Below are 22,310 nucleotides of genomic sequence, written 5' to 3'. Positions count from 1 at the left end.
CCAGAAACATGTCCAAAACATGGTGGCGCCGCATGATTGTTGCAGACCGCCCGCCAACCCCGTGAAGACATCGTTAACCATATCCACCGTTACTCGGGGAACAGCCGGGTCGCCGCCACAGGAATATCTCCATTTCACGCTTTGACAGCCGCAGCGGCAATTCACGCCTTCCTGGAGGACATGGGGATGATCAAATCGGGGCTCGGCGCCACCATCGCCGTTCTCGTCGTGTCGATCGTAGTATCCGGCATTCTCCATGTCGCGCTAACGCAGCACAGGATACAGGCGAACGCCGCCATCTCCGGCGAAATCACCTCGTCGATCCCGCGGTGACGGTCGCAGTGCGCGACAGCAACCTGCTGCGCTTCTTCGATTGTGGTACCGCCGTGCCCCACCTTCGACCCTCATTCCTGTGCTTGTCACAGGAATCCAGCCAGCCAAGTCCTTGGCTGAAAGACTCTTGCGCGCCGCCGACGCAGCGCTGCTGGATCCCTGTGACAAGCACAGGGATGAGGGCGGAAAAGCCGCCACCACCGTCCCAATTGCCGAGAGTCGCGTACTGTGACGTCTAAAGGATACACGGCACTGTAGGCGACGCGATGCTTCGACCCGCGCGCTTCGCTGACCGGTCTCTGAAGGCACACGCCCGCCTCCGTCCACAGCGGCGGCCCGTCGAACGGGACCAGCCGCACGGAACGCTGGATGATGCTGTCGCTGGGTCTTAGAAGGCGCGCTGGCGCGGCTCCGGGCGGAAATCTCCGAGTTGCGCAAGCAGCTCGTCGCAGGAGCACTTCCTCCTGTCCATCAAGTCGAGGATGCGGCGGGCGGCTCTGTTGGCCTCTGCTCCATCCTTGCCGACATTGTGCAGGGCGCACCAAACATCGAGTGCTCCGCGCATGACGTCGACGTCATCAGGCGAATAGGCTTGACGCACGAACCCCTCCCAAGGTGTACCTCAATGGGCGCATCATGGGGTATTCTGGGGGAAATACAAGAAAATAGTGAGGGACCCCAATAAGTCATATAATTGCGACATCGCGGCGCCGCTTTTTGATCGCCGCGGGTGCTAACCTCAGCTTGCCGTCCGCCGATAACGGAAGCTTAAGATTTCAACCATTAGTATGATGCCGCGATGGTGGACAATCGCACTCCTTCTTGAAACCGGCTCAGCCGGTTTCTTTTTTAGGATCATTGCTCACACCCGGACGCTCTGTTCGACGAAATCCTCCGTTCCGAAGAACTTCAGATAGCGCTGCACCTCGGCCGGGTCGCCGGTCGCCTTGCGCGGATTGTCCGACAGCTTGACGGCCGGACGGCCGTTGGCTTCGCTGACCTTGCAGACGATCGAAATCGGGTTGAGGCCGCTGATCTCGGTCGGCGCGCAGCCGGCGAAATCATTGGTCAGGTTGGTCCCCCAGCCGAAGCTCATACGCACGCGCCCCTCGAAATGGCGGTAGGTCTTGATGATCGTGTCGACGTCGAGCCCGTCGGAAAAGATCAACAGCTTGTCCTGCGGATCCCGGCCCATTTTCTTCCACCAGGCGACGATCTTCTCGCCGCCCTCGATCGGCGGGGCGCTGTCGGGCCGAAAGCCGGTCCAGTCCGCCACCCAGTCGGGCGCGTTGCGCAAGAAGGCGGCGGTTCCGAAGGCATCCGGCAGAACGATCAGCAGATTGCCGCCATAGAGCTGGTTCCAGTCCTGCAGCACCCTGTAGGGGGCGGCGGCGAGCTCCCGGTCGTTGCGGGCAAGGGCTGCGGCCACCATCGGCAGTTCGTGGGCGTTGGTGCCGAGCGCCTCGAGATCGTTATCCATGGCGAGAAGCACGTTGCTCGAGCCGGAGAAAGAGGCGCCGATGCCTTCCTTCAGCGCCTCCACGCACCAGCGCTGCCACAGGAAGCTGTGCCGGCGGCGGGTGCCGAAGTCGGAAATCCGCAGGTTCGGATAGTGCCGCAGTTGCTCGACCTTCGACCACATCTTGGCCTTGGCGCGCGCATAGAGCACGTCGAGCGTGAAGGGACCGAGGCCCTTCATCGCGGCGCGCGAGCGCAGTTCGTTGATGATCGCCAGCGCCGGGATCTCCCACATGGTGGTCTCGACCCAGCGGCCGCGGAAGGTCAGCTCGAACTGGCCGTCGCGGCGCGACAGCTCGTATTCGGGCAAGCGGAACTTCGCGAGCCAGGAGAGGAATTCCGGCGAGAAGATCTGCTTGCGGCCGTAGAATGTGTTACCGGCTAGCCATATCATCTCCTTCTTGGTGAAGCGCAGGGTGCGGGCATGATCGAGCTGGTCGCGCAGTTCCTGTTCGTCAATTTCCTCGGCAAGCCGCACGGTTTTTGTGCGGTTGATCAGCGAGAAGGTCGCGTCGACATCCGGATAGAGCTGCCAGATCATCTGCAGCATCAGGAGCTTGTAGAAGTCCGTGTCCAACAGGCTGCGGATGATCGGGTCGAGCTTCCAGGTGTGGTTATAGACCCGCCGCGCGATATCGGTCTTTGGCATCTGAGACTTCGCTCCTTCTGGATCGCCATGGGACCGCGGCGATCGATTGATCCTGCGCCGGCGCGGCTAGATCAGTTCAACGCCCGCGTCGCGCATGCGCCCGGTCATCGCGGCCAGCGATCCGTTCAGATCGATGCCGCGACAGGCACCGAGCACGACGGAGGTCGAAAAACCCTGGGCAACCGCATCGAGCGCCGAATAGGCGACGCAGAAATCCGTTGCCAGACCGCAGAGCGACAGTTTGGAGATGCCGCGCTCGCGCAGGTAGCCGGCAAGCCCCGTCGGGGTCCGATGATCGTTCTCGAAGAAGGCGGAATAGCTGTCGATGCCCGTGCGGAAGCCCTTGCGCACCACCAGTTCCGCCGGCGTCCATCGCAGGCCGGGATGAAAATCGGCTCCCGGACTTCCCTGGACGCAGTGATCCGGCCAGAGCGTCTGTTCGCCATAGGGCATCGTCACCGTCTGGAAAGGCGCCTTGCCGGGATAGCTCGAAGCGAAGCTCGAATGCCCGGCCGGGTGCCAGTCCTGCGTCAGGATGACGTGCGGCGCGGCTTCGATCAGGCGGTTGACGATCGGCACGATGTCATCGCCGCCCGCCACGGCAAGCGCGCCCCCGGGGCAGAAGTCGTTCTGCATGTCGATGACGATCAGGGCGTCTTCAGCCATGGGCCACTCCTCGCGATCGCCGACCGGCAGAGCCGGCAAATCGATTTAATCCTGCAAGATCAATCACAGAACGCGCGAGGCGGCAAGCATGTTCGCCGGCCGCTGCCGCTTCGGCACGAACTCATGCAAGCCGATCAAGGCAATCGATCCAAGGATGTTGCTGGCGGTGCCGCTTCGGTCGCGGGGAGCGTGGCGCGCAGGGGACTGCCCCCGCGCGGCCATCAATTGTTGAGATCGTTGATGTTGTCAGCCACGTTGACGCCGGAATTCGCAATGCCGATCGGCCGCGCGATGAACTCCATGAACTTCGTGATGTCGACCGACGGATGGCGCGAGGCGTAGATGACATCGCGGTTCTTGATCGGGAAGGTCTGTCCGACGATCAGGCTGTCCGGGTTCGTCATGTTGAAGCGGTAGACGATCGGATAGCGGCCGACCCTGTCGGGCTGCATGCCCTTGCTCAGCATGGTGTTGAAGCGCTCCCGGCCGAGCAAACTCATGACGATGTCCGGCTCCTCGTAGCGGAAGACGAAATAGCCCTTTGCATCGATGGTCCGATCCGACCCGCCGCCGGCGAGCGCCACCGCTTCCAGCAGGTTCAGGTCGTTGGCGCCGAACTCGACCCGCTGGTTGGCGCGCACCTGGCCGAGGACCGTGAAGGTGCGCGGGTCGCGGGTGACGAAGATCTGATCGCCCGGTTTCACATGGATGTTTTCCGACGGGCTCTCGATGATCGACTTCAAGAGAACCGTTCCGGTCTTCTTGCCGCGCACCAGCGTCACATAGGTCTCGTAGGGCTGCGCCGAGGGACCGCCGGCCTTGGCGATCACCTCGTTAATGGTTTCGCTGACAAGATTGAGCGGCACCACCGAGGGGCGGCCGACGGCGCCCGAGACGGTGACGATGCGCGACGCGGTCGACGTCGAGGTGACGATGACGTCCGGCTCGACGGCCTTTTGCTTCAAGGCGTCGAGGATCGCCTGGCGCGCCTGTTCCAGCGTCAGGCCGGCGAAGGGAACGGAGCCGACGTAGGGGATCGCCGCCTTGCCGTCCGGCTGGACGACGAGATCAATGCTCGTCTGTTTCGATTCCGTTGTGGAAAACAGCCCGTCGCTGCCCGCCTCGAAAATCGTGACTTTCAGCTGGTCGCCGACGCCGATCACCACCTGGCCGACGCCACCGCCGATGCCGAAGCGGCGGCTCAGCGTCGTCGCCACATATTCGGAAACGAGCCGCGCGGACTGGCCATCGATATCAATGATGTCGAAAACGGTGGCGTTCTTCCTGCCGATCTGCGATCCCGACTGGCCGGCTTCTGCGACGATATCGCTGGTCAGCGGCCCCTCGCCCGGTACAGCCTGACATCCCGCAAGCGCGGTACAAAGCAGAAGGGCAGTCACTCGTTTCACTACGATACTCCGTATTCGGCACAGCGATGATTCCGTTCAAAAATCTGCACCGCATTCTTCCCGGCAGGAATCCGCCGGTCCCTGAAAAGCACAATCGCCGTTCCACAACAAGTCACCCGCCGTGAAGCGGGCCAAAATATTCGGCACTGCGCCTTTCCGGCCATACCGCCCTCGAAAACGGTTACGAGCTGTCGCCGTAATTGTGTTGGACGGGGATTGCAGGCCGTTTATCTAGTCCTTTGGGGTTGAAAGCTAGGCCCTATCAGTTAAAAGCTCCCTAATGCAGCAGGGGGTACAAAAAAGGGGAAAAGCGCCCAGCAAAAGTATCGCCGGTTGCAATTTTCGTTTGACGTTGCGATTGACTGGATCAATTTAACGGCAGTTCTCAGAGCGTTCGATCATACATGACTGTTGAAATCATAGGGCGTGCCTGCCTGGCACCTGGAGCGCAATCGCCGCAGGCGCTCTTCAAAATTCTCCGTCAAGGCATGTGCACCGTCTCCAGCGTGCCGGGCGACCGCTGGGACTTGGCGCGCTTCTGGCACCCGGTCATGGGAATGCAGGGCAAGACCTATTCCTTTGCCGCCGGCGTTCTCGACACGATCTACGATTTCGACCCGGCCGTGTTCGGCATGTCGCAGCGCGAGGCCATGTATATGGACCCGCAGCAGCGGGTGCTGCTGCAACTCGCCTGGCGCGCGCTGGAGGACGCGAATATCTCGGTCGCGTCGCTCAACGGCGAGAATGTCGGCGTGTATATCGGCGCATCGAGCCTCGATCATGCCAACCTGACGGTCGAGGACCCGGCGGCCGCCGGCCCCTATTTCATGACCGGCAACACGCTGTCGATCGTCTCCAACCGCATCTCGCATGTCTTCGGGCTGAGCGGCCCGAGCATGACGGTCGATACCGCCTGTTCCTCCTCGCTCGTCGCGCTCGACCAGGCGATGCGGGCGCTCAATGCCGGCGAGATCGACACGGCGATCGTCGGCGGGGTCAATATTCTCGCTCATCCGCTTCCCTTCGTCGGCTTCGCCCAGGCGCGCATGCTGTCGCCGGAGGGCCTCTGCCGCGCCTATGACAATGACGGCGCCGGCTATGTCCGCGCCGAGGGCGGCGTCGTCTTCGTGCTGCGGCGCTCCGACCGCGCTCGCCGCGAAAGAGACAGGAGCTATGCGAGGATTGTCGCCTCCGGCGTCAACTCGGCCGGCCGCACCAACGGCATCTCGCTGCCTTCGCGCGAGGCGCAGGCCAATCTGCTGAAGAGCATCTACGACGGCAACGGCATCGACGCCAACCAGGTGGCCTTCGTCGAAGGCCACGGCACCGGCACCAAGGTCGGCGATCCGGCCGAAGTGTGGTCCATCGGCACCGTCATCGGCGCCAAGCGCCGCGCGCCGGTGCCGATCGGCTCCATCAAGTCGAATATCGGCCACACCGAGCCCGCCTCCGGCCTGTTCGGCATGCTGAAGGCGGTGCTGGCGCTCGAGCACAACTACCTTCCGGCATCGCTGCATTTCGACACGCCGAACGAACATATCGATTTCGAGGGCCTCAACGTCCGCGTGACGGCCAATCCGATCGAGCTTCTGAAGAGCAAGCGCACCCGGCTCGCCGGCATCAACTCCTTCGGCTTCGGCGGCGCCAATGCGCATGTCGTCATCAGCGATCCGGATCCGGTCCCGCAGGAAAGGACGCAGGCGGCATCGGCGGGCCACGTGTTCCTTGCCAGCGCCCACACGCAAACGAGCCTCGAGAACCTGCTCAAGGACTACAAGGCGGCCTTGGCGGGCGCTTCCAAGGACGAGACCCGCGCCATCATCGCCGCCTCGGGTGCGAACCGCACCCATATGCGCCACCGTTTTGCGGCGCGCAGCGACCACCCCGAGGATATCGTCCGGGCGATCGCCAGCCAGCTGGAAAATCCCGGTTCCGATATCGGCGAAATCGGCGAGGCGCCGGTCAAGGATGCCAAGGTCGCCTTCGTCTTCTCCGGCAACGGCTCGCAATGGGCCGGCATGGGCGTCGACGCCTTCCGCGAAAACCTGCATTTCCGCCAGTCCTTCACCTCGGTCAGCGCGCTCTTCAAGTTCCACTCGGAAATCGATCTCAAGGACCTTTTGACCGATCCGGAGCTCGACAAGAAGCTCGCCGACACCAAGGTCGCCCAGCCGCTGCTGTTTGCGATCCAGGCTGCGCTTTCCGACTCGCTCGTGGCGATGGGTGTCAAGCCGGCCGCGGTGTTCGGCCACTCGGTCGGCGAGATTGCCGCAGCCTATGCGGCAGGCGCCCTGTCGCTGGTCGATGCCGTATCGATCGTCGCCAAGCGCTCGCTGCATCAGGACCTGCTGGCGGGCCAGGGCACGATGGCGGCCGTGATGCTCGGCGAAGAGGCGGCCAGCGCCTTTGCTGAGGCGCGCGGCCTCAGCGAAGTCTGCGTCGCAGCCGTCAACGCGCATAATTCGGTGACGATTTCCGGGCCGGCGCAGGAGGTCAGTGCCTTCCGCGACGCCGCCCGCAAGGCGAAGATCCCGGTTCAGATCCTCGACATCAACTACCCGTTCCACCATCCGATCATCGACCAGGCGAAAGAGGCGTTCCTCGCCGATATCCCCGATATCGCCCCGCGCCGGACGGAACTGACCTATCTGTCGACGGTCACAGGCAGCGCGCTCGACGGTACCGAGCTCGATCCGGACTATTGGTGGAAGAATGTCCGCGAGCCGGTGCGTTTCCACGCGGCCACCGATGCGGCGCTCGCGCTCGGCTGCCGGCTGTTCATCGAAATTTCCCCGCGGCCAATCCTCGCCTCCTACGTCAAGGAGACGATCAAGCAGGCGGCGGTTCCGGCAACTGTCGTGCCGACCTTGCTTCGCGATGCCGGCGAGAGGGGTCAGGACCCGATCTCCGCGTCGATGGCGCGGGCGGTCGCCCATGGTGCGGCGGTCGACGGCTTGCGCGTCTATGGCAAGCGCGACGCCTTCATCGAGCTGCCGAGCCTGCCCTTCGAACCGGTCGAACTGCGCCCGCAGGCGACCACCGACGCGACCGACCTTTTCGGTCGCTCCGGCAAGCCCTACCGCCTGACCGGCTGGCGCGGCGACCCCAATAGCGGCAGCTGGAAAAACCATATCGACGGCCATCTTTTCCCGGATCTCGCCGAACATGTCGTCGACGGCAAGGCGATCCTGCCGGGCAGCGGTTTCATCGAGGTGGCGGTCTCCGCCGCGCAGCAATATTACGGCAGCGACGAGGTCGAGATCACCAATCTCGAGATCGTCCGGCCGCTCGAGCTCAGCGACAGCCGGATGATGGAACTCTCGACCATCCTGTCGCCGGAAACCGGCGACATCGAGATCCGGTCGCGCGAGCGCCTGTCGGAGGACGACTGGACGGTGCATGCGGTGGCTAGAAGCCGCAAGCCGATATCCGTTGCCAACGGAACGCGGCCCTCCTTCTCCGGTCTCGCCAAGACCGGCACCGTCACTCCGGAAAAGGCCTATGACACGGCCAGGCACTTCGGGCTCGACTACGGTCCACGCTTCCAATTGCTCGCCAAGGCGATCGCGTATGGGGACCGGCTGGTCGATGTCGAGCTGAAGGCTCCGGCCGGGCCGGGGCACCCCCTCGTCACCTACGCGCTCAATCCGATCTCCGTCGACGCGACCTTCCACGGGCTGGTCGCGCTCTTCGACCGCTTCACCGGCGACAAGGGCGGCGCGCCCTATATCCCGGTCCGTTTCGGTTCGGTGCGCGTCGTCAATGCAGGCACGCCGATTGCGCGCGCGACGATCGAGATCGACCGTGTCAGCGCCAATTCGATCAAGGCCCGATTCCACTTCTTCGACGCAAGCGGCAAAGCGATCGCGCATTTCGACGATTGTCGTTTCCGCCGCACCTATCTGCGCAAGCACAAGACGCTCGACGGCCTGTCCTTCCACTACGAGACGGTTCTGTCCAATGTGATCGTGCCGGGCACGACACTTAAAGGCGCGGTGCCCGCGAAGCTGACGGAATCGGTCGCCGAAAGCGGCGTCGACAACGCGACGCTGCTCTTCAACGCGGCGATCTATCGCGCCTGTCATGAAATCGCGCTCAAGCTGGCGCGTGGCAAAGGCGCGGTCCAGGTCGCCGGCCTGCCGGGCGACTTCGCCTTCCAGTGCTTCCTGTCGAACTGCCTCTACGCGCTCGAGGATGCCGGGCTCTGCGAACATCAGGACGACAGCTGGAAAATCGCGCCGGAGTTCACGCTGCCGTCCGTCGAGGAGATCCTCGGCGAACTCTATGGCGAGCGTCCCGACCGCGCCGTCGAAGCGGTGCTGGTCAACAACGCCTATGCGGAAGCGCTGAGCCGCCTCGACCTGTTGCTGGCCAGAGCGGCGGGGAGCGAAACGGCGGCCTTCAACGCCGGCTTCATCAGCGAGGCGACGCTCGATCATCAGGCCGTTCACTCGGTGGCAAGCCGTTCGCGCATGGATCAGGTCCTCGGCATGGTCGAGCGCGCCCTCGCCGCACAGGTTGGCGGCGCGCGCCTGCGGATCGTCGAGTTCGGCAGCGTCTCCGCCGGCTTCACGCGGCGCTTGGCCGATCTGGCGGCACGGCATGGAACGACCCTGTCGGTCCTCGAGCCGCGGGACAATGCGCAACGCAATCTCGAGATCGCTTTCGAGGAAGACGCGCATGTGCGCATTCTGAAGAAGAGCGAATTCGCCGGGATCGGACCCTTCGATCTCGCCGTCAGCGCTTCGGACAACCTTTATCGATTGATCGAAGAGGAAGCCGATGTCCGCACCGCGCTTCGTTCGATGCTGCGGGAAAGCGGCGCGCTGGTTGCCGCCGTCAGTGCTCCGTCGATCTTCGGCGATTTTGCGCTCGGCCTCTCCGACGGCTGGTTCGAACGCAGCCAGACGGCGGAGTTCCCGATCGGCAGGCTCGCCGCGGTATCGCATTGGCAGAAATGTCTGGCCGATCTCGAACTTGACGATGTCAGCGTCGGCGATCGCGAATGCCCGCACGGCAATATAATCCTGATCGAGGCGCGCTGCACCGCGACAGCGAGGCCGATGGCAAGGGAGTCTGGCGTTGGTCCCTATCTGCTGATCGAAAAAGACGCACCGCGCGGCTCCGGTCCTGCCGAGGCCATTCCGGTCGTCGTGTCGGGCGACATGGCTGCCGACGTCGTCGTGCTCGGGGCAGCGCTCGACAGGCTCGGCGAAAAGCCGGTCCGCGCGGTTTTCGTCTCTGCAACGGCAGATCCCGCCGGCGACGCCGACTCCGACTTGCTGCAGACGCAGGTGCTGGCGCTTAGCGCCTTTGCCGAAGCGCTGAAGCAGCGCCTCGCGAACGTGGAGCCGACCGGCGCCGGGCGTCCCCGCCTCGTGCTGGTGGCGCCGGGCGGCGCTCCGGTGGCTCAGACGGCAAGCTCGGGCGTCAATTCGGGACTGTGGACATTCGTCCGCGTGCTGCAGAACGAGTATGAGTTCCTCGACGTTCACGCGCTCGACCTCTCCGAACATTCCGGAGTAACCCGCGAGGAGTTGCTTGCCTCGGCGCTGCCGCTGCTCACCATTGAAGGCTCCAACCGCGAATGGCTGCTCGATCGGGCAGCGGGACTGATTTCGGAAATCCGGGCCGTCGCCGGTCCGGCAGTCAAGACCGAAGGCAAGACCAGCGCTTTCCCGGCTGCGACCATTCGCCAGCGCGTCAGCTCCCAGGTCAGCAGCATCGCCTGGGAAGAAACCGACGTGCCTAGGGCCGGACCGGGTGAGATCGTCGTCTCCGTCGCCGCCACGGGGCTTAACTTCCGCGACGTCATGTGGGCCATGGGCCTGCTGCCGGAAGAGGCGCTCGAAGACGGCTTTGCCGGCGCGACGATCGGCATGGAACTTTCCGGCCATGTGCTCGAAGTGGGCGAGGGCGTCGACGATCTCGCCGTCGGCGATGCGGTGATGGCGATCGCCTCAGCCGCCTTCTCGACGCATGCCGTTGTCTCTCGGGCGGGCGTCGCCAAGCTGCCGCAGACGATCAGCCCGGTGGCCGCCGCCACCCTGCCGGTTGCCTTCCTCACCGCCTATTATGCGATGGTCGAGCTCGGCCGGATTCGGGCGGGCGAGACGATCCTCATTCACGGCGCTGCCGGCGGGGTCGGTCTTGCCGCACTCCAGGTTGCCAAGCTGAAGGGCGCCACGGTCATCGCAACAGCCGGAACCCGCGAGAAGCGGCGGTTCCTGACGATGCTGGGGGCCGACCACGTCTTCGATTCCCGGACGCTCGGCTTCGTCAATGACGTTCGCGCCGTGACCGGCGGCGAAGGGGTGGACCTTGTCCTCAACTCGCTCTTCGCCGAGGCGATGGAGCAGAGTCTCGCCCTCGTCAAACCGTTCGGGCGGTTCTTGGAACTCGGCAAGCGCGACTATTACGCGGACAGCAAGATCGGTCTCAGGCCGTTCCGCCGCAATGTCAGCTATTTCGGCATCGACGCCGACCAGCTCCTCGTCAACCAGCCGGAGCTGACCAAGCGCATCTTCATGGAGATCGGTTCGCTGTTCGACGAGGGCCGGCTGACGCCGCTTCCCTATCGCGCCTTCGATTTCGACGAGATCGGCAATGCCTTCCGGCTAATGCAGAACGCCGGCCATATCGGCAAGATCGTCGTACTGCCGCCGGTCGCCGGCAAGCACGAGATCGCCGCCAAGCCGCGTCGCGGCATGAAGGTCGATCCTGACGGCATGCATCTGGTCGTCGGCGGCATCGGCGGCTTCGGCCTTGTCGCCGCCAATTGGCTTGTCGAGAAGGGCGCCCGCCACATCGCCCTCTGTTCACGCCGCGGCCAGCCGGATGCCGCCACGAGCGCGATGGTCGACCGCTGGAAAAAGGCCGGCGTGACGGCATCGCTCCACGCCTGCGACGTAACCGACGCCGCTGCCGTCGAAGCGCTCCTCGCGAACCTTCGGGCGCAGGCGCCGCTGCGCTCGATCGTGCACGCGGCAATGGTGCTCGACGATGCGTTGATCAGCAATCTCAACCGCGAGCGAAACCGACCGGTCATCGAGGTGAAGGCGAAGGGCGCGGCGATGCTCGACCGCCTGACGCGGAAGGATCGGCTCGACAACTTCATCCTGTTCTCCTCCGCGACCACCCTCGTCGGCAATCCGGGCCAGGCGAACTACGTCGCGGCCAACGGCTATCTCGAGGGCCTCGCCCGCGCACGGCGCGCCGAGGGGCTGGCCGGCCTGGCCGTCGGCTTCGGCGCCATCGCCGACGCGGGTTACCTGACGCAGAACGCCGACGTGAACGACCTTCTTTCCAAGCGCATCGGCAAGACGGCGCTCAAGGCGCAGATGGCACTCGACATGGTCGAAAGCCATATCGCCGCCGATCCGGGCAGCGTCGATGCCGCCGTGGTGATGATCTCCGAGATCGACTGGGCGGCGGCACGCAACTTGCCGGTTGCCAAGAACGCCCTCTTCGAGGTGATCCTGCGCAGCGCCGACCAGCACGCCTCCGGCACCGAGGGTACTAAGATGGACCTGGTGGCGATGATCGAGGGCAAGTCGCCGCAGGAGGCCGAGGATATCCTGTTCGATCTGGTGGCCGGCGAGATCGCCGCCATTCTCCGTGTCGCCAAGGATACGGTGACGCGCGGCAAGATCCTGAAGGAAATCGGTCTCGACAGCCTGATGGCGGTCGAGCTCGGCATCAGCTTCCAGCAGAATACCGGCTTCGACATGCCGCTCAGCGGCGTTGCCGACAACACGACCGTCGGCGACGTGGCCCGCAAGCTGTATGAAAAGGTCAGCAAGCGCGATCAGAGCGGCGATGCAGAACCGGCCGACGACAAGCTCGTCACCGAACTGACGCAACGCCATATCGGAGCAGTCAAGGAAAAAGCACTGAGCCAATGAGCAAGGACGGAAACGGCCAGACCTTCTCCAAAATGAACAGCAGCCTGAAGGAGAACCTGCTGGACAGGATGAGGAACACTCATCAATCCTCCGAGCGCAACCGCATGGCGCGCTCGGAGCGGGAGTTGCCGCCTGCCCCGCGCCGCCACCAGGCGCGCTTCGAAGACCTGCCGGAATTTAAGCAGGTGCAGGCGCAGAAGTTCGCGAGCGAGCAGCTCGGCATCGGCAATCCGTTCTATCGGGCGCACCAGACGGCCGCCGGCGCGACGACCGTGATCGACGGCCGCAAGCTCATCAACTTCGCGTCCTACGATTATCTCGGGCTCAACAAACACGCCCACGTGCTCGACAAGGCGCGCGAGACGATCGAAACCTTTGGAATTTCGGCGTCGGCGAGCAGGCTCGTGGCAGGTGAACGACCGGTGCATGTCGAGCTTGAGGAGCGGATCGCGCGCTTCTACGGCGTCGAGGCGGCCGTCTGTTTTGTCAGCGGCTATCTCACCAATGTGGCTGCCATAGGCTGTCTGCTGGGGCCGCAGGACCTCGTCATCCATGACGAATTCATCCATAACAGCGCTCTTGCCGGCATTAAGCTTTCAGGCGCCGCGCGCCGCCTGTTCAAGCACAATGATACGGCCGACCTCGAACATGTGCTGCGCACCGTTTCCGGCGACTATCGCCATGTCATGGTGATCGTCGAAGGCATCTATTCGATGGACGGCGATGTCGCCAACTTGCCTGCACTTCTGAAGCTCAAGGCGGAATTCGGCTTCTGGCTGATGGTGGATGAGGCCCACTCGCTTGGCGTCCTGGGTCGGCGGGGCAAGGGTCTCGCCGAACATTTCGGAGTCGATCCGCACGAGGTCGACATTTGGATGGGAACCCTGTCGAAGACCACGTCGAGCTGCGGCGGCTATATCGCCGGCAGCGCGGCACTGGCGGCCGTCCTCAAGGCGTCGGCCGGCGGGTTCGTCTACAGCGTCGGCCTGGCGCCCGTTCTCGGCGCATCGGCCGTGGCGAGCCTCGATGTGCTCGAAGGGGAGCCGGAGCGTACCGCAGCACTGAGGCGCAACGGCGCCCTGTTCCTGAAACTCGCCAAGGAGGCCGGTCTCGATACGGGCTTGAGCGGCGGTTACTCGGTCGTGCCGGTGATCGTCGGCGATTCGCTCAGGGCGGTACAGCTCTCGAACGATCTGCTCGCCGCCGGCGTCAACGTGCTGCCGATCATCCATCCCGCCGTTCCGGAGGGCATGGCGCGGCTGCGCTTCTTCATCACCAGCGAGCATTCGGAGGAGCAGATCCGCCGCACTGTAGCGCTGACGGCCGAGCGGCTGAACGATCTCATCCAACGGAATTTCGGCCTCGGCGGGGTCGATATCGATCAGATGCTGAAGGCGCTCTCGGCGCGCTAGACATCGTGGCCGCGTCGAGCCGCGGCGCCAGGCAGGTTGCTGCATGACCCATGTGATCATAACCGGCGGCTCCAGCGGAATCGGCCTGGCACTCGCGGCGCTTTATGCGAGCCGCGGCGCGCGGCTGTCGCTCATTGCGCGCTCGCGCAATCTCCTGGAGCTCGCGGCTGAGAAGCTCGTTGCCAAGCATGGCGCTAAGGCCGCCGACATTCACATCGAAACCGCCGATGTCGCGAACGAGGCCGAAATCGACTCGGCGATCGGCCGCTGCGTCGAGGCGCTGGGCCCCTGCGACATTCTCGTGACCTCCGCAGGCATTGTCGAACCGGCGCCGTTTCTGGAAGCGTCGAGCGAGGCCTTCCGCCGCCAGATGGACACGAATTTTTCCGGCACCGTCAACGCGGTACGCGCCGTCTATCCGGACATGGCGCAGCGGGGCAGCGGTCACATCGTGATGATTTCCTCGGGTTCCGGACTTATCGGCATCTACGGCTACACAGCCTATTGCGCGTCGAAATTCGCGCTGCGCGGTTTTGCCGAGGCGTTGCGCAGCGAAGCGCGCTGCCATGGCGTCGACATATCGGTGGGCTTTCCGCCAGATACGGAAACGCCGCAGTTCGAGCGGGAAATCGCGGAGCGCCCGCCGGAGGCAAGCGTGGTGATGGGTGTCGTCCGCCCCTGGAGCGCCGAGGCCGTTGCCAGGAAGATCGCCGACGGCGTCGAAAAAAGACGGTTCGAGATCTATTTCGGCCTCCCGCTTTTCCTCCTCGGGCGCTTCGGCCCCGCCGTTCGGCCGCTGATCAACTGGTGGTTCGACCGGGCGATCGCGCGCTGCCGTGGACGGTGACCGTGGAGATCTCTGCCGCGCTTGTGCCTGCAGTGGTTAGCATTTAAGTGTCGGGCGGAGACCTGCTGGCGAGGTGCGGAAAGGCTCGAAGGTAACGGATTGGCGCTACTTCCCTTTGAATTGCACGACTATCCCGCAGCGTTGACGCTCGGCTGTTACCTGCTGTCCTGCGGGGTGATCTTCTTCACCGACCGCTTCGCCTTGCCCGCACGCGAGCGTCGGAAGAACGCCTCTCCGCATGGCCGCAACCAGGATATCATCGATGCGCTGGCCAGACTGCCAGTGATCGCGCTCGTCTTTGCCGGCTTCTTCGCGATCTCCTGGAGGCCGCTCTACGCGGCTGCCGGCGTAATGAGCTTCTTCATCATCTTCACCGGCATCTCCCGGGCGAAGTTCAAGTTCATCCGCGAGCCGCTGGTCTTCTCCGACATCGCGCTCGTCGCCGACGTGTTCAAATACAAGAGCATTTTCTATGCGACCTCGCTGAACATCCTGTTCTGGATCGTCGCCTTCCTCTACGTGTTCGGCGTCTCGGGTCTCTATATGTATCTCGAGCCGAGCATCCTGCCGGCGCGCGACAAGCTGTTCTGGGTCCTAGTGCTGATCGCGGTCGCCGCCGGGCCCTGGCTTCTGCTGTTCTACGGCCCGGTCAACCGTCCGACGGCCGCTCTCGTGCAGCGGCTGGTGGGCAAGAAGGTCAACGTCAAGATGAGCACGGTGCGCTTCGGCACCTTCGGCTCGGTGGTCTTCCATTTCATCGTCTGGCTTGGGGTCAAGCGCGAGAAGATCGTCGCAGAACTTTCCGAACGCCTTCGCGCCGCCGTCCATGAACTGATCGGCCATGAAGAGGCGCCGCTGATCGTCGTCTGGCAATCGGAATCCTTCATCGACATGCGGCATTTCGGCGTCGATACGATCAAGCTGCCGGCGATCGACAGGCTGCGCCAGCAGGCGGTGCAGTGGGGGCGGTTGAGCAATGTTTTCGAGGGTGGCTACACGCTGCGCACCGAATTCGCGGTGTTGAGCGGCCTCGTGCCGGACGATATCCATGTCGATGCGAGCTATCCCTATCTTCGCGCCGCCCATTATGCGGACGTCGTCTGGCCGGGAAAGCTAAAGCGCGCCGGCTGGCGCACGCATTTCATCCATCCCTATGACCGGACCTTCTTCCTGCGCCACAAGGCGATGCCGGTGCTTGGCTTCGACACGCTGACCATGCTCGACGCCTTCGATCATGATGCCGCGCAAGACGGACTGTATGTTTCCGATGCCGCCCTGACGGCGAGAGTTCTGGAGGAGACGCGGAAGCTCGCCGACGACGAAAGCGGGCTCTTCTTCGTTGCCTCAATGGCCAATCACGGGCCCTGGGAACCCGGCCGCGTCGGAACGCTTACGAACCCGGTCGACATCTACCTGGCGATCCTGGAGCAGTCGGATGCTGCGCTGAGGAAGCTCGTCGACGGTCTCGACAGGCTGGACCGCCCGGTATGGCTCGTCTTCTACGGCGATCACGCCCCGCTTCTTAAGTCCTTCGCCGATCCCTTTCCCGACCCGCGCACGGACTATTTCATCGTGCCGCTTGCCAAGGCGCGTCCGGCAAATCACCGGCCCAAAGCGCCGCAGGACGAGGACCCGTGGAACCTTCTGCGTGCCCTGCTCAAGCACGCCAATCTGCACAGGGACGCGCTGCAATAGCATGACGGCAGGCACCACGATCCAGCAGCAGCCACGGCGGACATTCCTGTTCCTGCAGGGCCCGTCTTCGCCGATCTTCGCCAAGATCGCGACGCGGCTCGAGGCTTTCGGCCATACATGCCTGCGCATCAATCTCAATGCGGGCGACCAGATCTTCTGGCGGCGGGGCGGCGCGCACAACTATCGCGGCTCGCTCGCCGATTGGGGCGCCTATGTGGAATCATTCCTCCGTCGCCAATCCGTCAGCGATCTCGTCCTTCTCGGCGAGGAGCGTCCCTACCATAGAATCGCAATCGCTGCCGCGCGCCATGTTGGGATCGAAGTCTTCGTCGTCGAGATGGGCTATCTCAGGCCCGACTGGCTGACGCTCGAGCGAAGCGGCATGTCGTCCAATTCGCATTTCCCCGTCGATCCGGAACAGATCGTGCAAGCGGCGGCTGGGTTGCCGGAGCCGGACTGGCGGCGGCGGCACACGCAGACCTTCCTGGCCGAAGCGGCCTATGACCTCCTCTACAATCTACCGAATGTCTTCTTCTGGTTTCTTTTTCCGGGTTATCGCCGGCACGCGATCTTTCATCCGCTGGCGGAATACGCCGGCTGGGTAAGACGCCTGGCTGCAAGCAAGCGCCACCAGCAAGCCGCAGACGGGCTGGTCGCCTCGCTCACATCTGCATGCGCGCCTTATTTCGTCTACCCGCTGCAACTCGAGACCGATTTCCAATTGCGGGCGCACTCTCCCTTCAACAGCCAGAAAGAAGCGATTGCCGATATTTTAGCCTCCTTCGCACGCCATGCGCCCGCGACCAACAAGCTCGCCGTCAAGGTGCACCCGCTCGACAACAGCCTTATCCCCTGGCGCCGGATCATTGCCCATCAAGCGGCGGCCCTCGGGGTGGCCGAGCGCGTCATCTATCTCGACGGCGGAAATCTGGATCTGCTGGCGGAAAAGAGCGCCGGCATGGTGACGGTCAACTCGACCGCCGGGCTGCACGCCTTGAAGCAGGGAAAGCCGGTGAAAGTCCTGGGCAGGGCCGTGTTCGACATCGCGGGTTTGACGGACCAGCAGACGCTCGATTCGTTCTGGACAGCACCGCGGCCGCCCGATTCGGAGCTGAGCACGGCAATGTTCCGGCTGATGGCGGCCTCGATCCAGGTTCGCGGCAACTTCTACTCCGACGCCGGGACTGATGCCGGCGCCAAGGCCATCGCCGAGCGGCTGCACCGCAACACCGTCAACCAACCCGGCGCCTTCGTCGATCCGCCGCCCCGGCAAAGACCGGAAAAGAGGGCAGCCGCCTCAGATCAGGCGACGCCGGCGCGCAACAGGTCGTGAATATGCAGGATGCCTTCGGGCATCCCCGCCTCGTCGACGAGGAACAGCACCGTCACCTTGTGCTCCTGCATGAATTCCATGGCGGCGCTCGCCAGCAGGTCTGCCTGGACCACCTTCGGATGATGCGACATGACGTCTTCGACCGGCTGGCCGAGCAGGTCGCCGGCCATGTGCCGGCGCAGGTCGCCGTCGGTGATGACGCCAACGAGCACACCTGCTCCGTCGACGATGCCGACGACGCCGAAGCCTTTCGCCGACATTTCGATGACCGCCTCGCTCATCGGCCGGCCGATGGCAAGCAGCGGCATCTGGTCGGCTTGATGCGCAAGCTCGTGCACGAGCCGCAGCTGGGCGCCGAGCTTGCCGCCTGGATGGAAAGTCTTGAAGTCCTCGGCGGAAAAGCCGCGCCGCTCCAGGAGCGCAATCGCCAGCGCATCGCCGACGGCGAGCTGCAGCATGGCCGAGGTCGTCGGTGCCAACCCGTGCGGGCAGGCTTCCGGCACTCTTGGAAGCACCAGGGCAATCTCGGAATTGCGCGCCAGGATGCTGTCGCGGTTCGACGAGATCGACACGATCGGCACCTTGAAGCGCTTGGCATAGGTGAGCATGTTGGCGAGTTCCGCCGTCTCGCCCGACCAGGAGAGCAGGATCAGCACGTCATCGGAGGTGACCATGCCGAGATCGCCGTGGCTTGCCTCGGTCGGGTGGACGAAATAGGCGGAGGTGCCGGTCGAGGCCAAGGTGGCGGCGATCTTTCGGCCGATATGGCCGCTCTTGCCGACGCCGGAAACGACGACGCGGCCATGCCCGTCACCAATCAACTCGACGGCACTGACGAGGCTTTGCGCAAAGTTTGCGTCCGCCGCCAGGTGCTCGGCGAGCGCCTTGATGCCGTTCGTCGCCGTCGTCAGCGTCCGGCCGATCGAGTCCAGAATGGCACTAGGGGAATGCCCCTCGGCCTTCACATTTCGCAAGCCCATAATCAAATCCGGTCCAGAAACGACATAACGGCGAGTTCGCCTCTCGCGCCCTCGCTCGGAATATAGAGCCAGATAAGCCCTTTCCTTCCGCAAACCAAGCCTCACTCCGCCGTCTATTGCCCAAACCGGCCACTTTTCGCAGCGCTCACCTCGGCGGACAGGATTTTCCACAGGCGCGTCCGGCGGCAGGAAACGCGCTTTGGCGTGCCCGCCCGTAATAGACTGCTTACGCTCCGCCTTGGATCATGGCTTGCGCAGCGGCGCAGAATCACGCCGCCGCGCCGATCTCCGGTTTGGGCGCAGTCCGGCCGGCCAGCAGGTGCCCTATGGCCGCACGCGCTTCGTCGGCAGAGCCGAAGCGCTTCGCGTCGAGATCCCAGACATGATACTTGACCGCCAGGAACTTGAACCGGTCCTGATCCGGGACCACGACACCAACGGCTTCTCCGCCATATTCGATAACTTGCTTGTTCATGCGAATAACGCTCCTCCACGCAGCGGGCGCGGATATTTTCAATTCTCGGCAATAGGTGAATTCGGCAGGTTCGACAGGTCACATTCGGCAAAGCGTGCGAATGAGACCTTTCACTGTTGCACGACAAAGGGAACGAGAGCCGCAGAAGGCGGCGGTCGAGACGATTCTGGACATGTCACTCTCCTTTGGCTAGGCGCGGCACAGAGCGCCGCGGCGTTTCATGAACAATGTGAGGCGGACTCCTTCCGCGTCACGGTCTGCAAACTAGAATAATCTACCAATTTGGTCAACTACAAAAGCGATATGGCGAAAAATAATTTTCCCCATTCGCTTCCGCCTGCCCCGTAGACAATCCCGTTGCTCCCCTGCAGGAGCGCTTCCTATCTAGGTAGCGCCGAGTCGGCCTGCAAGTGACGATTCGGATAAAGACAGCACTTTCGGACGAAAAAGGGGCAGCCCCTCGAGGCTGCCCCTGACTTGTAGGCGACAGGCGCGGCGGCGTCAGGCCGCCGGCGCGCCGGGCTGCTGCGCGCCGGAACGGCTCGCCTCGCGATCCTTCCACCAACGGCTGAGGAACAGCAGGATCGGTCCGCCGATATAGATCGACGAGGTCGTCGCGACGATGACGCCGAAGATCATCGGCCAAGCGAAGCTGCGCACCGCCTCACCGCCCCAGATCGCCATCGGCACCAGCGAAAGTGCCGTCGCCATCGAGGTGAAGATGCATCGTGCGATCACCTGGTTGATGCTCATGTCGATGAGATCGGAGAACGGCATCGACTTGTACTTGCGCAGGTTCTCGCGCATGCGGTCGTAGACCACGACCTTGTCGTTCACCGAGTAGCCGATCATCGTCAGCAGGGCGGCGATCGCCGTCAGGTTGAAGTCGATCCCCATCAGCGCGAAGAAGCCGACGGTCTTGGTGATATCGAGCAGCAACACGGCGATCGCGCCGACGGCGAAGTGCCATTCGAAGCGGAACCAGATGTAGAGCAGAATCGCCACCATGGCGAGGCCGACGGCGAGAAAGCCCGAACGCGCCAGCTCGCCGCTGACCGTCGGACCGACAACCTCGGTCCGCTCCATCGTCGAGTCCGGGATCGCTTTGGTTACCGCATCCTTGATCTTGCTCAAGGCTGCGGTCTGCTCCTGTTCGCCACCGGGCTGACGCTGGACACGGATGAGCACCGACTGGCCGCCGCCGAAGTCCTGCAGCGCCACCTCGCCGAGATTAAGCTCTTCGAGGCTGTGCCGCAGCGTCGGCAGGTCGATCTTGTCCTTCGACACCGCCTCGACCTGGATGCCGCCGATGAAGTCGATGCCGTAGTTGAGGCCCGGCGTGAAGAACAGGATGACCGAGCTGATCGACAGGAAGGCCGAGAAACCGATCGCCTGGTAGCGACGCTTCATGAACGAGAAGGTCGGCAGATGCGGCACGCGTCCGAAGAGCGACGGGATCTCCAGCTTCTTCATCTTGCGGCGCACGACGACCTCACGCATTAGCAGGCGCACGACGGTAACCGAGGTGAACATCGAGATGATGATGCCGAGCATCATGGTGACCGCGAAGCCGCGGACCGGACCGCTGCCGAGCCAGAACAGGAGCACCGTGCCGGCAAGCGTGGTGACGTTGGAGTCGAGGATCGTCGCATAGGCCTTGTTGAAGCCGACGTCGAGTGCCTTCATCGCACCGGCGCCCGCTTCCGTCTCTTCTCGGATACGGGCGTTGATGAGGATGTTGGCGTCGACGGCCATGCCGATGCCGAGAATGATACCGGCGATGCCGGGGAGCGTCAGCGTCGAGCCGATCAGCCCGAGAACGCCGATCGTCAGGATGGTGTGGAGCACCAGGCCGACATTGGCGATCATGCCCCAGGCGCCGTAAAGGACGATCATCAGCGTCACGACGAGACCAAAACCGGCAAGGCCCGTATAGAGGCCCATGCGGATCGAATCGCTGCCGAGGTTCGGCCCGACCGAACGCTCCTCGATTATGGTGAGCGGCGCCGGCAGGGCACCGGAGCGCAGCAGCGCCGAGAGGACCGTTGCCTCCTCCACCGTGAAGTTGCCGCTGATCTGGCCGCGGCCGCCGAGGATCGGCTCGTTGATGACCGGCGCCGTCAAGACCTTGCCGTCGAGGACGATGGCAAAGGGACGGCCGACATTTTCGCGCGTGATGTCGGCGAACTGGCGGGCGCCGAGCGAGTCGAAGGCGAAATCCACGACCGGCTGGTTGGTGCGCTGGTCGAAGCCGACCTTCGCATCTTCGAGGCGTTCGCCGGAAATGGCGATACGGCTTTCGACCGGATATTTGTTGCCGTCGTCGGCGCCCGGCAGGATATCGACGCCGCGCGGAGCCGGCTGCGTGATGTCGACCGTCTGGTCGAGCATGTGGAAGCTCATCTGCGCGGTCGAGCCGAGCAGTTCGCGCAGCCGAGTCGGATCCTGGAGGCCCGGCAGCTGCACGAGAATGCGGTTCGAGCCGATGCGCTGGATCAGCGGCTCGGCGACGCCGACCTGGTCGACGCGGTTGCGGATGATTTCAAGGCTCTGCTCGACCGCTTTGGTCATACGGTCGGCAAGGCCTGCTTCGGTCATGGCGAGCGTGATCCCGTCGCCATTCGTCGTCACGTTGAGCTCGGCAGCGGAGCCACCGAAGCCAACGGTGCCGACGGGTGCGGCGAGTTCCTGCAGCTTCGGCAGCACCTTTTCGCGGTCAGCCGGATCCGCGACGTTCACCGTCACACTGTTGCCGCTGATGCGCGCCGAAGAGGCGGAGACGCGCTCGCCGCGCAAAACGCGGCGGGTGTCGTCGAGAAGCGAGTTGAGGCGCGCCTTCTGCAGCCCCGCCCCGTCGACCTCGAGCACGAGGTGCGAACCACCCCGAAGGTCGAGGCCGAGGGTGACCGGCTTGAAGGGAAGCACGGAAGCGAATTGCTCCCGCATGGCCGGCGTCAGAACGCTCGGCACCGCCGCGAGGCATCCGAAGATAATGATCGCGACATAGGCGAGAACCGCCCATCTGGATGTACGCATGTGGAAATTCCAAAAACGCCCGGACGCGCCCTGCGGCACTCATCGGGCTGGGT

Annotated in this window: 13 protein-coding genes; 6 read left to right on the top strand and 7 right to left on the bottom strand. The window is 63.7% G+C overall.

The genetic code is table 11. The features are described 5' to 3' along the window. The first annotated feature begins 186 nt into the window (after window positions 1–186). Window positions 187–333, top strand: a complete 147-nt coding sequence (locus NXT3_RS02795) for a hypothetical protein (protein WP_082912172.1) — start codon at window positions 187–189, stop codon at window positions 331–333. A 388-nt stretch (window positions 334–721) separates the two neighbouring features. Here NXT3_RS02795 and NXT3_RS02790 read toward each other — a convergent pair whose 3' ends face one another. From NXT3_RS02790 to NXT3_RS02775, 4 genes are all read right to left on the bottom strand, one after another. Next, on the bottom strand, window positions 722–934 hold the full coding sequence (locus NXT3_RS02790; protein WP_037378445.1) for a hypothetical protein: 213 nt from the start codon (window positions 932–934) through the stop codon (window positions 722–724). Window positions 935–1,195: 261 nt separating this feature from the next. Beyond that, a complete protein-coding gene (gene pncB / locus NXT3_RS02785) occupies window positions 1,196–2,500 on the bottom strand; it encodes a nicotinate phosphoribosyltransferase (protein ID WP_104838764.1) in 1,305 nt (434 codons plus the stop codon). A 66-nt stretch (window positions 2,501–2,566) separates the two neighbouring features. Beyond that, window positions 2,567–3,166, bottom strand: coding sequence for a bifunctional nicotinamidase/pyrazinamidase (gene pncA / locus NXT3_RS02780; RefSeq protein WP_097525635.1), 600 nt, complete (start codon window positions 3,164–3,166; stop codon window positions 2,567–2,569). Between the two features lie 221 nt (window positions 3,167–3,387). Continuing rightward, on the bottom strand, window positions 3,388–4,575 hold the full coding sequence (locus tag NXT3_RS02775) for a polysaccharide biosynthesis/export family protein (protein ID WP_104838763.1): 1,188 nt from the start codon (window positions 4,573–4,575) through the stop codon (window positions 3,388–3,390). A gap of 404 nt (window positions 4,576–4,979) precedes the next feature. Between NXT3_RS02775 and NXT3_RS02770 the strand changes: the two genes are divergently transcribed. From NXT3_RS02770 to NXT3_RS02750, 5 genes are all read left to right on the top strand, one after another. Further along, entirely contained in the window at window positions 4,980–12,479 is a 7,500-nt protein-coding gene (locus NXT3_RS02770; protein WP_104838762.1) for a type I polyketide synthase, read from the top strand. Then, a complete protein-coding gene (locus tag NXT3_RS02765; protein ID WP_097525633.1) occupies window positions 12,476–13,891 on the top strand; it encodes an aminotransferase class I/II-fold pyridoxal phosphate-dependent enzyme in 1,416 nt (471 codons plus the stop codon). The genes NXT3_RS02770 and NXT3_RS02765 overlap by 4 nt, the downstream gene beginning before the upstream one ends. A 43-nt stretch (window positions 13,892–13,934) precedes the next feature. Beyond that, window positions 13,935–14,738, top strand: a complete 804-nt coding sequence (locus NXT3_RS02760) for an SDR family oxidoreductase (protein ID WP_097525632.1) — start codon at window positions 13,935–13,937, stop codon at window positions 14,736–14,738. A 99-nt stretch (window positions 14,739–14,837) separates the two neighbouring features. Continuing rightward, on the top strand, window positions 14,838–16,433 hold the full coding sequence (locus NXT3_RS02755; RefSeq protein ID WP_104838761.1) for an LTA synthase family protein: 1,596 nt from the start codon (window positions 14,838–14,840) through the stop codon (window positions 16,431–16,433). Between the two features lies 1 nt (window position 16,434). Beyond that, the gene (locus NXT3_RS02750; protein WP_037425946.1) at window positions 16,435–17,766 is read left to right on the top strand and encodes a capsule polysaccharide biogenesis protein; all 1,332 of its coding nucleotides are present in this window, start codon (window positions 16,435–16,437) and stop codon (window positions 17,764–17,766) included. Here the strand turns inward: NXT3_RS02750 and NXT3_RS02745 are convergent. From NXT3_RS02745 to secD, 3 genes are all read right to left on the bottom strand, one after another. Further along, a complete protein-coding gene (locus NXT3_RS02745; protein WP_037425947.1) occupies window positions 17,736–18,746 on the bottom strand; it encodes a KpsF/GutQ family sugar-phosphate isomerase in 1,011 nt (336 codons plus the stop codon). The two genes, NXT3_RS02750 and NXT3_RS02745, sit on opposite strands and share 31 nt — an antisense overlap. A 268-nt stretch (window positions 18,747–19,014) precedes the next feature. Then, window positions 19,015–19,221, bottom strand: coding sequence for a hypothetical protein (locus NXT3_RS02740; protein ID WP_037425948.1), 207 nt, complete (start codon window positions 19,219–19,221; stop codon window positions 19,015–19,017). A 501-nt stretch (window positions 19,222–19,722) separates the two neighbouring features. Continuing rightward, a complete protein-coding gene (gene secD / locus NXT3_RS02730) occupies window positions 19,723–22,257 on the bottom strand; it encodes a protein translocase subunit SecD (RefSeq protein ID WP_097525630.1) in 2,535 nt (844 codons plus the stop codon). Window positions 22,258–22,310: the final 53 nt, after the last annotated feature.

Source organism: Sinorhizobium fredii (genome assembly GCF_002944405.1).
Lineage (GTDB): Bacteria > Pseudomonadota > Alphaproteobacteria > Rhizobiales > Rhizobiaceae > Sinorhizobium > Sinorhizobium fredii_C.
This window is presented reverse-complemented; position numbering and strand designations above follow the sequence as displayed.

Bases quoted from the DNA above. Each gene is read 5' to 3' on its own strand.
- pncB (WP_104838764.1), bottom strand. From the start codon at position 2,500: ATGCCAAAGACCGATATCGCGCGGCGGGTCTATAACCACACCTGGAAG.
- NXT3_RS02770 (WP_104838762.1), top strand. From the start codon at position 4,980: ATGACTGTTGAAATCATAGGGCGTGCCTGCCTGGCACCTGGAGCGCAA.
- NXT3_RS02765 (WP_097525633.1), top strand. From the start codon at position 12,476: ATGAGCAAGGACGGAAACGGCCAGACCTTCTCCAAAATGAACAGCAGC.
- NXT3_RS02760 (WP_097525632.1), top strand. From the start codon at position 13,935: ATGACCCATGTGATCATAACCGGCGGCTCCAGCGGAATCGGCCTGGCA.
- pncA (WP_097525635.1), bottom strand. From the start codon at position 3,166: ATGGCTGAAGACGCCCTGATCGTCATCGACATGCAGAACGACTTCTGC.
- NXT3_RS02745 (WP_037425947.1), bottom strand. From the start codon at position 18,746: ATGGGCTTGCGAAATGTGAAGGCCGAGGGGCATTCCCCTAGTGCCATT.
- NXT3_RS02740 (WP_037425948.1), bottom strand. From the start codon at position 19,221: ATGAACAAGCAAGTTATCGAATATGGCGGAGAAGCCGTTGGTGTCGTG.
- secD (WP_097525630.1), bottom strand. From the start codon at position 22,257: ATGCGTACATCCAGATGGGCGGTTCTCGCCTATGTCGCGATCATTATC.
- NXT3_RS02795 (WP_082912172.1), top strand. From the start codon at position 187: ATGATCAAATCGGGGCTCGGCGCCACCATCGCCGTTCTCGTCGTGTCG.
- NXT3_RS02750 (WP_037425946.1), top strand. From the start codon at position 16,435: ATGACGGCAGGCACCACGATCCAGCAGCAGCCACGGCGGACATTCCTG.